The organism is Xanthomonas pisi DSM 18956 (genome assembly GCF_001010415.1).
GTDB lineage: Bacteria > Pseudomonadota > Gammaproteobacteria > Xanthomonadales > Xanthomonadaceae > Xanthomonas > Xanthomonas pisi.
The window spans coordinates 1-12,570 of the sequence record NZ_JPLE01000020.1; the positions used below are offsets into that span (position 1 = coordinate 1).

12 protein-coding genes and 1 tRNA gene are annotated in these 12,570 nt (G+C 65.7%); 7 read left to right on the forward strand and 6 right to left on the reverse strand.

Translation table 11 applies throughout. The features are described from left to right. A partial coding sequence (locus Y887_RS05705; protein ID WP_046963421.1) for a penicillin acylase family protein occupies positions 1-831 on the reverse strand: 831 nt, incomplete at its 3' end. Between the two features lie 265 nt (positions 832-1,096). On the opposite strand from Y887_RS05705, the gene bfr reads away from it, so the two are divergent. After that, entirely contained in the window at positions 1,097-1,582 is a 486-nt protein-coding gene (bfr, locus tag Y887_RS05710) for a bacterioferritin (RefSeq protein ID WP_074059611.1), read from the forward strand. A gap of 232 nt (positions 1,583-1,814) precedes the next feature. Here the strand turns inward: bfr and Y887_RS05715 are convergent, their stop codons facing one another. The 4 genes from Y887_RS05715 to Y887_RS05730 all read right to left on the reverse strand — a co-directional run bounded on the left by Y887_RS05715 (position 1,815) and on the right by Y887_RS05730 (position 6,164). Further along, positions 1,815-2,471 carry a thiopurine S-methyltransferase gene (locus Y887_RS05715; RefSeq protein ID WP_084725937.1) on the reverse strand — a complete coding sequence of 219 codons (657 nt, stop codon included), beginning with the start codon at positions 2,469-2,471 and terminating at the stop codon, positions 1,815-1,817. 56 nt (positions 2,472-2,527) lie between these two features. Next, the gene (locus Y887_RS05720; RefSeq protein WP_046963423.1) at positions 2,528-2,767 is read right to left on the reverse strand and encodes a hypothetical protein; all 240 of its coding nucleotides are present in this window, start codon (positions 2,765-2,767) and stop codon (positions 2,528-2,530) included. 241 nt (positions 2,768-3,008) lie between these two features. Then, entirely contained in the window at positions 3,009-5,252 is a 2,244-nt protein-coding gene (gene parC, locus Y887_RS05725) for a DNA topoisomerase IV subunit A (protein WP_046963424.1), read from the reverse strand. 60 nt (positions 5,253-5,312) lie between these two features. Then, positions 5,313-6,164, reverse strand: a complete 852-nt coding sequence (locus Y887_RS05730; RefSeq protein ID WP_046963425.1) for an AraC family transcriptional regulator — start codon at positions 6,162-6,164, stop codon at positions 5,313-5,315. Between the two features lie 122 nt (positions 6,165-6,286). On the opposite strand from Y887_RS05730, the gene Y887_RS05735 reads away from it, so the two are divergent. From Y887_RS05735 to Y887_RS05760, 6 genes are all read left to right on the forward strand, one after another. Then, positions 6,287-6,727, forward strand: coding sequence for a MarR family winged helix-turn-helix transcriptional regulator (locus Y887_RS05735; protein ID WP_046963426.1), 441 nt, complete (start codon positions 6,287-6,289; stop codon positions 6,725-6,727). Then, the gene (locus Y887_RS05740) at positions 6,724-8,238 is read left to right on the forward strand and encodes an efflux transporter outer membrane subunit (protein ID WP_046963427.1); all 1,515 of its coding nucleotides are present in this window, start codon (positions 6,724-6,726) and stop codon (positions 8,236-8,238) included. The genes Y887_RS05735 and Y887_RS05740 overlap by 4 nt, the downstream gene beginning before the upstream one ends. Before the next feature lie 10 nt (positions 8,239-8,248). Continuing rightward, complete coding sequence (locus Y887_RS05745) at positions 8,249-9,442, forward strand: HlyD family secretion protein (protein ID WP_046963428.1); 1,194 nt, start codon at positions 8,249-8,251, stop codon at positions 9,440-9,442. A 6-nt stretch (positions 9,443-9,448) separates the two neighbouring features. Further along, positions 9,449-11,029: a DHA2 family efflux MFS transporter permease subunit gene (locus Y887_RS05750; RefSeq protein WP_046963429.1), complete on the forward strand. Its 1,581-nt coding sequence runs from the start codon at positions 9,449-9,451 to the stop codon at positions 11,027-11,029. A 341-nt stretch (positions 11,030-11,370) separates the two neighbouring features. Beyond that, positions 11,371-11,778 (forward strand): hypothetical protein, encoded by a 408-nt coding sequence (locus tag Y887_RS05755; protein WP_046963430.1) that lies wholly within the window; start codon positions 11,371-11,373, stop codon positions 11,776-11,778. A 142-nt stretch (positions 11,779-11,920) separates the two neighbouring features. Next, positions 11,921-12,355 carry an STY0301 family protein gene (locus Y887_RS05760; RefSeq protein WP_343123096.1) on the forward strand — a complete coding sequence of 145 codons (435 nt, stop codon included), beginning with the start codon at positions 11,921-11,923 and terminating at the stop codon, positions 12,353-12,355. 128 nt (positions 12,356-12,483) lie between these two features. Here the strand turns inward: Y887_RS05760 and Y887_RS05765 are convergent. Continuing rightward, positions 12,484-12,570: transfer RNA gene (locus tag Y887_RS05765), tRNA-Leu, on the reverse strand.

Below are 12,570 nucleotides of genomic sequence, written 5' to 3' on the forward strand. Positions count from 1 at the left end.
CAGATGCATGTCGTCGGCGACGATGGCGCGGCCATCTGCAGTGAGGCTGCCATCCACCGCAAAATTGTTGCTGCCTGGGGTGGGTTGTTCGGCGGGCGGTGCGGCGGGCGGGTGCGGCAAGGCACGCAGATCCAGCGCAGCCGCTTCGGGGAGCAATGCATCGCCATCTACCGGGCCCAACAGCGGCGCGTCCCAGCTGGAGCCTTGATGATCGAGCAGCGCCGCCAGGGCAGGCGGCACCACGGCGCGGATGCGCGCGGCGGCCAGTTCGGTCTGGTTGTCGCTGTCCTGCAGGTCGGCATACATCGCCAGGCCGGTGAGGATGGAGTCGTCCAGCGTCCAGGCGTGCGGGGCCTGGCGCAGCAGCAGATACGGCCACGGGCGTACCGGCAAGGCGGCCAACCCGGCATTGACGCCGTCGGTGTAGGCCTGCAGTGCCGCGCGCTGGCTGCCGGCGGCGATGTCCAGGTTGGCATGCACGCGGGCGCGCAGCCGATGCACGCGATTGCGCTTGTCCAGCTCCACCGCCTTGGGACCGAACAGTTCGGACAATTCGCCGGCGGGCGCGCGGCGCATCAGGTCCATCTCGAAATAGCGCTCCTGCGCATGCACGTAGCCGAGCGCGCGCATCGCATCGGTCGGGCTTGCCGCGTCGATGGTGACCACGCCGTTCTGGTCGCGCTGCACGCTGACGGCGGCGGCCAGGCCAGTCAGGGGCCTGTCGCCATCCAGCTGCGCCAGGCTGCCGCGCAGCAGCAGATACAGCGCCAGGCCGGCGGCGAGCACCAGCACTACAGTTGCCAGCATCAGCCGGGCCAGCCATTTGCGCATCGTCGGTTCCTTGGAACGTGGTTCGTGGGGTGCCGATAGACCTGGGCGGTCAGTGGAGCGGGAGAAAGCAGCTCCGGCGCGTCAGGTGCAAGGCCTGCCGATACTGCCCGTTCCCGCTGCGCCGAGGTGCTGCCGGCCGCTTCAGTGTGGCTGCAGATCATGACCACGACGGGTCTGGCCGCAAGCGCAACTGAAAGTGATTCCGATTAGATCATTGCCCGCCGGCTTAGTGCACCATGCGCGCATTGCGTCGCTGGAGCACACCATGAAAGGCCATCCCGAAGTCGTCGATTACCTCAAGCAGCTGCTACGCGGCGAACTGGCGGCACGCGATCAGTATTTCCTGCATTCGCGCCGTTACGAGGATCAGGGCCTGATGGCGCTGTACGAGCGCATCAATCACGAGATGCAGGAAGAAACCGAGCACGCCGATGCGTTGCTGCGGCGCATCCTGTTCCTGGAAGGCGACCCGGATATGCGTCCGGCCGAGTTTGCGCCGGGCAAGACCGTTGTCGAGATGCTCGAGCGCGATCTGGTGGTGGAATACGAAGTGCGCGCGGCGCTCGCTGCCGGCATGAAGCTGTGTGAAGAGCACGGCGATTACGTCAGCCGCGACATGCTGCTCAAGCAGTTGCAGGACACCGAAGAAGATCATGCCTGGTGGCTGGAGCAGCAGCTCGGCCTGATCAAGCGGATCGGCCTGGAGCTGTACCAGACCTCGAAGATCGACAAGGGCCACGTGGCCGGTTGATTGCGGGATCGCTGGACCGGCGTACGCTGCAAGGCTGTGCGCTGGTGCTTGAGGCGGCCACGGACTGTGGTGCCTGAGGCATGCGGCCGGCACGTTGCGCGCGATTGCGCAGACGTGCAGACCGTCGTTATGTCACAGGCGTTACTGCTGCAGATCGCCGGCTCGATGCCGGCATTTTCATTGAGGCCATTCCGGCGCCCGGATGGGCGCTGCAGACCTGGTCTCGATGCCGTCAGTTGCGCTGCAGCCGATACACCGCGGTCGACAGGGCGGTGACGCCGTCGGCACGGAAGCGCGGCTCCTGATCCAGGATGTCGCGCCGTTCCAACTGTTGCACCTGCCATGGCGCCTGAAACAGCGCCTGCACCTGCGCCGCATCCACCGCAAACGGCGGGCCGGCCTTTTCGGTTTGCGGATACTCCAGCGTGATCAGCAGCCCACGGCACGTTGCAGGCAAACGCGCGTAGGTGGTTTGCAGATACCGCTGGCGCAGGTCCGCCGGCAAGGCCACCAGCGCAGCGCGGTCGTAGACCGCCGTGCAATCGGCCAACGCGCGCGCGTCCAGCGCAAAGGCATCGCCGCAGATGATCTCGATGGGGCCGGCGACGAAATGTTCGCCAGCGCTGCTGCCATGGCGCTGCGGTTGCAGGTTGGCATCCTCGAAGAACTGCGTCACGGCCAGTGGCGAGACCTCCACGCCCAGGACGCGATGGCCTTGCGCGGCCAGCCAATGCATGTCCAGCGTCTTGCCGCACAGCGGCACCAAGACGCGTGCAGCATGTGGCAGGTGCAGTGCCGGCCAGTGCTTCTGCAGCAGCGGCATCACCTCATCCTGGTGAAAGCCGGTTTGTCCGTCCTGCCAACGTTGCAACCAGAAATCTGTGTCCATCATTTGCTCGTTGTCATGCTGCGAGGGAACTGCCGACCAGAACGAGCAGCGGCGTCTCAACGCGTTGGTTGGCGCGAAACAAGCACCATGTCTTCGGCCAGCGCAGACTCCTGGTCGTAATGCACCAGTCCTGCAAAATCCGTATCGACCATCACGCCACTGCGTAGGTAGCTCCAGTCCTCGCATCCAGCAAGATAATCGTCTGTGTCCATGCAGGCGATCACCATGCCGCGATACAGCGTATCGATTTGGACCAGATCACCTGCTTTTGCTTCTTGACCGTCTGGGTAGCGCACTCAGCCTCCTGATGCACCAACGCGTCACCGCGCAGGTGCTCTACGTGTCGCCGATCGTCCAATCCATTTTTTTCTGCTGGTGCAAGTCGCTGTATTCGCGATGCCAGTCGCACCTTGGCGCGCTTGGCATCGCGGCGGCCGTTACTGCACTTCCAGCCCATCGACCTTCTGCCGCGCCCTTGCGGAACGCGGCGGCGACCCGGTCAACCGCGCCGCTGCGCGCCGGATGAGTGAGTGGTCCTTATTGCACTTCCAGCCCGTCGACCTTCTGCCACCCTCTCGGCAGCAACGCCCCGCGACTCGCACGCGCGCCCACATACGTGTCCAGATCTTTGAACGACAGGCTCATGGTGCGCGCGCCGCTGCGCACCAGCAGGGTGTTGCCCGGCGCCACCGCGACCACTGCCACCACGCGCTCGGTACCGAGCTTGGCCTTGGGGATCTCGATGATCTTGTTGCCTTTGCCCTTGTCCAGCTCGGGCACGTCGGTGGCCGGCACCGCCAGCAGGTTGCCGGCGCTGGTGACGGCGACGATGCGGTCGGTCTGCGGGTTGCTCACCTGCGCGGGGCTCAGTACTTGCGAACCGGCAGTCAGGTTGAGCATCGCCTTGCCAGCCTTGTTGCGGCCGGTGAGGTTTTCGAAGCGGGTCACGAAGCCATAGCCGTGCGAGGACGCCAGCACGAAGCGGGTGGCGTTGTCGGCACTGGCCATGACCTGGAACGATGCGCCCGAGCCGGGCGAGAAGCGTCCGGTCAGTGGTTCGCCGTTGCCGCGCGCCGAGGGCAGGGTGTGCACGGCAGTGGAGTAGGCGCGGCCATCCGAATCCAGGAACGCCACCTGGTGCGTGCTGCGGCTGCGCACCGCCGCCAGCAGGCTGTCGCCGTCGCGATACGACATGCCGGCCGGATCGACCTCATGGCCCTTGGCCGCGCGCACCCAGCCCTTTTCCGACAGCACCACCGTCATCGGTTCGCTGGCGACCATCTCGGTTTCGTCGATCGCCTGCGCGGCGCCACGCTGCACCAGCGGCGAGCGGCGCGCGTCGCCGAACTTCTTGGCGTCGGCAATCAGCTCGTCCTTGATCAGCTTCTTGAGCTTGGTCTTGCTTTCCAGGATCGCCATCAGCTGCGCGCGTTCCTTGGCGAGTGCTTCCTGCTCGCCGCGGATCTTCATTTCTTCCAGGCGCGCCAACTGACGCAGCTTGGTTTCCAGGATGTATTCGGCCTGTTCCTCGCTGAGCGCGAAACGGGAGATCAACACCGGCTTGGGTTCGTCTTCGCTGCGGACGATGCGGATCACTTCGTCCAGGTTGAGGAAGGCGATCAACAAACCTTCCAACAGGTGCAGGCGGCGCTCGACCTTCTGCAGGCGATGGTTGAGCCGGCGGGTGACGGTATCGCTGCGGAAGGTCAGCCATTCGCTCAACAGCTGGCGCAGATTCTTGACCTGGGGCCGGCCATCCAGGCCGATCACGTTGAGGTTGACGCGGTAGCTGCGTTCCAGATCGGTGGTGACGAACAGGTGGCCCATCAACTGTTCGGCATCGACGCGGTTGGAACGCGGCACCAGCACCACGCGCACCGGGCTGGTGTGGTCGGACTCGTCGCGGATGTCTTCCAGCCAGGGCAGCTTCTTGGCGCGCATCTGCTGGGCGATCTGTTCGATCACCTTGGATGGCGAGACCTGGTACGGCAGCGCATCGATGACGATGTTGGCGTGTTCTTTTTTATAAGTGGCACGTGCGCGCACGCTGCCATGGCCGGTCTCGTAGATGCTGCGCAGGTCGGCGGCCGGGGTGATGATTTCCGCGGTGGTCGGGTAGTCCGGGCCGAGCACGTGTTCGCACAGTTCCGCGACCGTGGCATCGGGGTTGTCGAGCAGGCGCAGCAGCGCGCTGACGATCTCGTTGAGGTTGTGCGGTGGCACGTCGGTGGCCATGCCCACCGCGATGCCGGTGGTGCCGTTGAGCAGCAGGTGCGGCAGGCGCGCCGGCAGCCAGGTCGGCTCTTCCAGGGTGCCGTCGAAATTGGGCGCCCAATCGGTGGTGCCCTGGCCGATTTCGCCCAGCAGCACTTCGGCGATGGGGGTGAGCTTGGACTCGGTATAGCGCATCGCCGCGAACGACTTGGGGTCGTCGGTGGAGCCGAAGTTGCCCTGGCCCTCGATCAGCGGATAGCGGTACGAGAACGGCTGCGCCATCAGCACCAGCGCTTCGTAGCAGGCGCTGTCGCCGTGCGGGTGGTATTTACCGATCACATCGCCCACGGTGCGCGCGGACTTCTTCGGCTTGGCAGCCGCGTTCAGGCCGAGCTCGCTCATCGCGAAGATGATGCGGCGCTGCACCGGCTTCAGGCCGTCGCCGAGGAACGGCAGGGCGCGGTCGAGCACCACGTACATCGAATAGTCGAGATAGGCGCGTTCGGCGTACTCGCGCAGCGGCAGCTGTTCGAAGCCATGGAAGGTGGGGCGGGTCAGATCGGTCATGTAAAGCCAGGTCCTACGAAAGAGGAGGCCGCGCCGAGGCGCGAGCTCGAAGAGCGCCGATTATCCGGATGCGGCGGGGGATGCCAAGCCGCGCGCGTGGCCGGCGGCCAGATAGCGGGTGGGCGGGGCGCCGAAATGGCGGTGAAACACACTGACGAAGGCACTGGGGCTGCTGTAGCCGAGCTGGTCGGCCACCTGCGCCACCGCGCTGCCCTGGCTGAGCCGGCGCAGGCCCTCGGCCAGCCGTGCCTGCTGGCGCCATTGCGCAAAACTCAGCCCGGTCTCGTCGCGAAAATGCCGGCTCAGGCTGCGCGGCGACAGCCCGCCCCAATCGGCCCAGGCATCGAGCGGGCGTGGGTCGGCAGGGGTGGCGAGCAATTGGCGGGCAATCCGCAGCAGGCGGCGGTCGGCCGGCATCGGCAGGTGCAGGTGGTCGATCTGCACCTGGCGCAGCTCGTCCAGCAGTACCGCCGCCAGCCGCTGCTGGGCGCTATCCAGCGGCTGATCCAGTGGCCAGCTGGCGGCACGCATGATCGCTTCGCGGGCCAGCCCGGTCAGCCGGATCACCCCGCCCTGCGCGGGCAGGGCGACGCAGGCATCCGGCCGCACCACCACGCCCCAACCGCGCATCGGGCCGGCCAGCTCGACGGTGTGCTGCTGGCCGGGCGGCATCCAGCCGGCGCAGCCCGGCGGCAGCGACAGCGTGCCCTGCTCGGTATGCACGGTCAGCACGCCCTGTTCGACAAACATCAGCTGCCCGCGCACATGCGCATGCCAGGCGGTTTCCGGCGCCCACACCGCGCGCAGGTCGGCCAGGAAGGCGATCAGTACCGGGCCGTCGGCCCATTCGAAGCTGCCCCGCACGCCGGGCGGTAGCGCGTCCACCGTCGTTGGCGGGTTTTCGATAGTCATTGGCCTGATTGTATTACCGGGCCAGCTGGCGTGGCGCGTAAGGTGGCGATCCTTGCTGGCAGTTTAATCCCGGTTGAGATATTTGCGTTGACAAATATATTTTTCGGAACAAAATGTGCCGCATGAATGGACCGTCCTCCGCTCCGCCGTCGTTCGGGTTGCTGTTGCGCCAAGTGCGCGACGCGCTGATGCGTCAGCTCGATGCCGAGATGAAGGGCGAGCTGCCCGACTTCGGCTTCAGCCACTACGTCGGTTTGAAGATCCTGGCGGTGCGCTCGCCCTGCACGGCCAACGAACTGGCGCAGGCGCTGGACCAGACGCCGAGCGCGGTCACCCGCCTGCTCGACAAGCTCGAGGCACTGGGCGCGGTGCGGCGCGAGCCGCATGCCCAGGACCGGCGCGCGCTGCAGATCGTCATGACCGAGCAGGGCGTGGCGCTGTGGGAGCGGCTGCGCTTGCGTGGCGAACGCGCGATCGAGCATGGCCTGCGCGACCTGGATGCCCCTGAGCGCGAACAACTCACCTCTCTTCTTATCCGTGTCCGCGATGCACTCAACTCATGAACGCTGCTAGTTTTTCCATCCAGACGCTGCGCCCGCGCCCGATGCGCCTGGCGCGGCCACTCGTTGTCGCCGCCCTGACGCTGGCGCTGGCCGCCTGCGCCAGCAGCCGTGGCCTGGCGCCGCAAGGCACCGTGCTCGACGCCAGCCAGCTGCATGCCGAGCGCACCCTGGGGCAGACCTGGCTGAGTCCGGCCGCATGGCCGGCCAGCGATTGGTGGCGTGCGCTCGGCGATGCGCAATTGAACGCGCTGATCGGCGAAGGCCTGCAGCACAGCCCCAGCCTTGACGCGGCCGACGCGCGCCTGCGCCAGGCGCAGGCCCGTATCGGCACTGCGCAGGCCGATCGCGGCCCCAGCCTGTCGGTCTCCGGCGGCTATGCGGGCGTGCAGTTGCCGGAGTCGGTGGCCGGCGAAGAACGCGGCGGACGCTTCGGCGGCAACGGTCAGCTGGTGGTGGATTTCCGCTATGGCGTGGACCTGTGGGGCGGCAAGCGCGCCGCCTGGGAAGCAGCGGTGGACACCGCGCACGCGGCCGAGGTGGACGCGCAGGCGGCGCGCCTGAACCTGTCGGCGGCGATCGCCGAAGCCTATGCGCAACTCGACTACGCCTGGCGTCTGCACGATGTGGCCGACCAGGAACTGGCGCGCTCGCGCAAGACCGTGGAGCTGACCCAGCAGCGCCGCAGTGCAGGCATCGACAGCGATCTGCAACTGCGTCAGGCGCAGGCACGCGTGCCGGCTGCGCAGCAACAGCTGCAGTCGGCGCAGCAGCAGATCGACGAGGCGCGCAACGCGCTGGCGGCGTTGCTTGGCCAGGGCCCGGACCGCGGATTGGACATCGCACGCCCGGTGCTGGGCGCGACCGTCGCCGCGCAGCTGCCGAGCAACCTGCCGGCCGATCTGCTCGGCCGTCGCCCGGATGTCGTGGCTGCGCGCTGGCGCGTGGAGGCGGCCGACAAGGAGATCGCCACGGCCAAGACCCGCTTCTATCCCAGCTTCAACATCACCGCGCTGGGCGGTGTGGTGAATCGCGATGTCGGCCAGTTGCTGGAAAGCGCTTCGGTCTTCGGCGTGGTCGCCCCGGCATTGAGCCTGCCGATCTTCGACGGCGGCAAGCTGCGCGCCAATCTGGCCGGCAGCGATGCGCAGTACGACCTGGCAGTGGCCGACTACAACCAGAAGGTGATCGCGGCGTTGCGCGAAGTGGCCGACCAGGTCAATGCGGTGCGTTCGCTGGAGCAGCGCGCACGCGCCCAGGACGATGCCGTGCAGACCGCCGCCGCCGCATTCGATCTGGCCGAGCAGCGCTACCGCGCCGGCATCGGCGGCTACCTGGAGGTGCTCAGCGTGCAGGAGCAATTGCTCGTCGCACGCCAGCGCATGGCCGGGCTGCAATCGCAACAACTTTTGGCCTCGGTGAGGTTGCAGCGTGCGCTGGGCGGCGGCTTCGCGCCGGAGCCCGCACGCGACACCGCACACGCCGCGCCCACTTCCGCACAACCGAATTCCTGAGACATCGACGATGAGCCAGACGACTCCAACTGCTTCCCAACCCGCGCCAGCGGCACCCAGCAAGCGTCGTACGGCGCTGCGCATCGTGGCCATTGTGGTGATCCTGGCGATCATCGGCATCGTGACCTGGTACGTCCTGGTCGGACGCTGGCACGAAGACACCGACGACGCGTACGTGCAGGGCAACCAGGTGCAGATCACCCCGATGGTGGGCGGCACGGTGGTCAGCATCGGCGCCGAAGACGGCATGCGCGTCGAGCGTGGCCAGTTGCTGGTGCAACTGGACCCGGCCGATACCGCCGTGGCGCTGCAGCAGGCCGAAGCCAACCTGGCCAAGACCGTGCGCCAGGTGCGCGGTCTGTACCGCAGCGTGGAAGGCGCGCAGGCCGAATTGTCTGCACGCGAAGTCACCCTGCGCAGCGCCCGTGCCGACTTTGCGCGACGCAAGAATCTGGCTGCCAGCGGTGCCATTTCCAACGAAGAACTGGCGCATGCCCGCGAAGAGCTCGCTGCCGCCGAAGCGGCCGTGAGCGGCTCGCGCGAGAGCTTCGAGCGCAACCGTGCGCTGATCGACGACAGCGCGCTGTCCAATCAGCCGGATGTGCAGACGGCTGCAGCGCAGGTGCGTCAGGCCTACCTCAATCATGCACGCACCGGCGTGGTGGCGCCGGTATCCGGCTATGTCGCACGACGTTCGGCGCAGGTTGGTCAGCGCGTGCAGCCGGGCAGCGTGTTGATGGCGGTGGTGCCGCTGGAGCAGGTGTGGGTGGAAGCCAACTTCAAGGAAACCCAGCTCAAGCACATGCGCCTGGGCCAGGAAGTGGAACTGCATTCGGATCTGTATGGCGGTGGTGTCGACTACACCGGTCGCATCGAGAGCCTGGGCCTGGGCACCGGTAGTGCGTTCTCGCTGCTGCCGGCGCAAAACGCCAGCGGCAACTGGATCAAGATCGTGCAGCGGGTGCCGGTGCGCATTGCGGTGGATCGCAAGCAACTGGCCGACAATCCGCTGCGCATTGGCTTGTCGATGAAGGTCGACGTCAATCTGCACGATCAGCAGGGCAGCGTGCTGCCGACCAAGCTGGCGACCGGTTCGGTGTTTTCCACCGATGTATACGCCCAGCAGTTGCAGGCTGCCGATGCCGACATCCATCGCATCATCCAGGACAACCTGCCGTTGCAGGCTGCCAGCAAGGCGGGCTAAGCCACCATGTCTTCGCAAGCTCCTACTGCGTCCGGCGGCCCGGCAGCGCCGGCGCCCGCTGCCGGCTTTCGCCCGGCCAGCGTGGCGTTGTGCACCATGGGCCTGGCCATGGCCTCGTTCATGCAGGTGCTGGACACCACCATCGCCAACGTCTCGTTGCCGACCATTGCCGGCAATCTCGGCGCCAGTTCGCAGCAGGCCACCTGGGTCATCACCTCGTTCGCGGTGAGCACGGCGATCGCGTTGCCATTGACCGGCTGGTTGAGCCGGCGTTTTGGCGAAACCAAGTTGTTCGTGTGGTCCACGCTGGCGTTCACCATCGCCTCGCTGCTGTGCGGGCTAGCCCAGAGCATGGGCATGCTGGTGGTCGCACGCGCGCTGCAGGGGTTTGTCGCCGGGCCGATGTATCCCATCACCCAGAGCTTGCTGGTGTCGATCTACCCGCGCGAAAAACGCGGCCAGGCGCTGGCGTTGCTGGCGATGATCACCGTGGTCGCGCCGATCGCCGGCCCGATTCTGGGTGGCTGGATCACCGACAACTACAGTTGGGAATGGATCTTCCTGATCAACGTCCCGCTGGGCATCATCGCCAGCAGCATCGTGGGCTCGCAGTTGCGGCATCGCCCCGAACAGCTCGAAAAACCGCGCATGGATTACATCGGCCTGATCCTGCTGGTGGTCGGCGTCGGTGCGCTGCAGCTGGTGCTGGACCTGGGCAACGACGAAGACTGGTTCTCGTCCGACAAGATCGTGGTGCTGGCCTGCGTTGCTGCCGTGGCGCTGGTGGTGTTCGTGATCTGGGAACTCACCGACAAGGACCCCATCGTCGATCTCAAGCTGTTCCGGCATCGCAACTTCCGCGCCGGCACATTGGCCATGGTGGTCGCCTATGCGGCGTTCTTCAGTGTGAGCCTGTTGATCCCGCAGTGGCTGCAACGCGATATGGGCTATACCGCGATCTGGGCGGGTCTGGCCACCGCGCCGATCGGCATCCTGCCGGTGTTGATGACGCCGTTCGTCGGTAAATACGCATTGCGTTTCGATCTGCGCATGCTCGCCACCGTCGCCTTCATCTTCCTGTCGTTCACCAGCTTCCTGCGCTCCAACTTCAACCTGCAGGTGGACTTCAGCCACGTGGCCACCGTGCAGTTGGTGATGGGCGTGGGCGTGGCGTTGTTCTTCATGCCGGTGCTGCAGATCCTGCTCTCGGACCTGGACGGGCGCGAGATCGCGGCGGGCTCGGGATTGGCTACCTTCCTGCGTACCCTGGGCGGCAGCTTTGCCGCATCGCTGACCACCTATCTGTGGGCGCGCCGCACGCAGGTGCACCATGCGCACATCACCGAACACATTTCGGTCTACACGCCCGGCATGCAGGAACAGGTCGCTGCGATGGGGCAGGGCGACCTGCAACGCGGCGCGGCTTCGCTCAACAACATGATCAACCACCAGGCGTCGCAGATGGGCTTCAACGACATCTTCTATCTGCTTGGCTGGACGTTCCTGGCGATCATCTTCTTCCTGTGGCTGGCCAAACCGCCGTTCGGCGCAGGCGCCGGTGGTGCGGCGGCGGCTGGGGGGCACTGAGAATGGCTGCTCATCGGTTGGCGTAGCGGCGTTGTGATTCCTGCACTTCGATCTGGGAGTTGGAAGGCGTGTCGTCGTTCGGTTGTGCGTCGGCATTAGGCGGTATGCCCTGCTGCGCTGTCATTAGCATCCGCAGCGGGTTGCCCCGATAGCGGTACTGCACTGGCTTGGTGTCCTGGAGTAGCATGCAGCGCGGCTGCGCGCATTGGTCGCTGGTAAGCAGATCATTGCGCGACGCATGGCATGGGTATGCTGCCCGTGCTCGTCACCACAACAAGGAAGCTCTCATGATGTTTGGATTTCAGTTGCGCCGTCTGTCCGCAGCAACCGTGTTTATTTCTATGCTCTCGCTCGCTGCCGTCGCGCAGACGCAGGCTGCGGCCGCACGCCCGGAAGTCGCCAAGCAGGCGAAGGCGTATAGCTCAAACGACGGTGCCAAGGTGTCGACCTTGCGCTACGGTCCGCGCGAAAAGAATCAGGCGCTGGTGCAGGTAACGGGTGCCGACAGCGAGATCGACGACAAGATTCTGCTGGCGACAACCGCTGCGACCCAGAAAGACACGCGCTACACGATTCAGTTGAAAGGCCGTCCGTACGTGCTGCTGATCCTCAACGAAGGGGGTGGCGAGTTGTACTTGCCTGGTGCGGCGAAGCCGATGCGTGTCGGCTACGACGCTGGCGTGTCGGAGCAGATCAATCCCGAGCATTATTTGACGGATTATCAAGAACAGGCAGCCAGCACCAAGTAAGCATGGCAACGCGCATGCAGGTCTGCGTGATCGGGCCTGCATGCGTCATCTGGTTTCGGCACGCGGCAGCGTCGCTGCTCCGTACGTTGGGGTTGCATTCGAGGCAGTTGCGATCATGACAGTGACGTCGTTTGTCGGTGGAGTGCGTTGCTTGGCGTTTGCATTCGTGCTTGCGCTTGCCTCGCCGGCCTTGGCTGAACGCACCTTGCAGTGTCCCGCCATGTTGCGCATCTCCGATGCAACGTTGCAGAGCCCGGATCTGCCTGCAGGCGCGCAACTCGGCCTCGACCTGCGTCCTCCCCTGCGCTTGTCGTCGATCGGGGTGTATTCCGGCCATCCACGCGAACGTGCCGCACTGGTGCCGCGCAACGCGGATTCACCGCATCCACGTGGATTGGAGCGCGCGATATGGCGGTTCGATGACGCAGACCCGCACGGCACGTATCTGGTCTGCGAATACGGCGAGGGGGTGCAGGTGTCGCTGCAGGTCAGCCGTGCAGTACGCACTTGCACAGGCACGATGCGCGTCGCCACAGCGCCCGCAACCGAACGGGTCGCGTCCTTCGACTGCGAGTAGGGACGTCTTGCCAGCTCGCCGCCCAGGCGCCAGCATTATCGATACGCAGGTTGACGTTTCTCCATCGCAAACGCCCAAACGCAAAAAACCCCGCCGAAGCGAGGTTTTTTACGATCTACCGTGAGTCGTGGTGCCCAGGAGAGGACTCGAACCTCCACGAAGTTGCCCCCGCTAGCACCTGAAGCTAGTGCGTCTACCAATTCCGCCACCTGGGC

Bases quoted from the DNA above. Each gene is read 5' to 3' on its own strand.
- bfr (WP_074059611.1), top strand. From the start codon at position 1,097: ATGAAAGGCCATCCCGAAGTCGTCGATTACCTCAAGCAGCTGCTACGC.
- Y887_RS05715 (WP_084725937.1), bottom strand. From the start codon at position 2,471: ATGGACACAGATTTCTGGTTGCAACGTTGGCAGGACGGACAAACCGGC.
- parC (WP_046963424.1), bottom strand. From the start codon at position 5,252: ATGACCGATCTGACCCGCCCCACCTTCCATGGCTTCGAACAGCTGCCG.
- Y887_RS05730 (WP_046963425.1), bottom strand. From the start codon at position 6,164: ATGACTATCGAAAACCCGCCAACGACGGTGGACGCGCTACCGCCCGGC.
- Y887_RS05735 (WP_046963426.1), top strand. From the start codon at position 6,287: ATGAATGGACCGTCCTCCGCTCCGCCGTCGTTCGGGTTGCTGTTGCGC.
- Y887_RS05740 (WP_046963427.1), top strand. From the start codon at position 6,724: ATGAACGCTGCTAGTTTTTCCATCCAGACGCTGCGCCCGCGCCCGATG.
- Y887_RS05745 (WP_046963428.1), top strand. From the start codon at position 8,249: ATGAGCCAGACGACTCCAACTGCTTCCCAACCCGCGCCAGCGGCACCC.
- Y887_RS05750 (WP_046963429.1), top strand. From the start codon at position 9,449: ATGTCTTCGCAAGCTCCTACTGCGTCCGGCGGCCCGGCAGCGCCGGCG.
- Y887_RS05755 (WP_046963430.1), top strand. From the start codon at position 11,371: ATGCTCTCGCTCGCTGCCGTCGCGCAGACGCAGGCTGCGGCCGCACGC.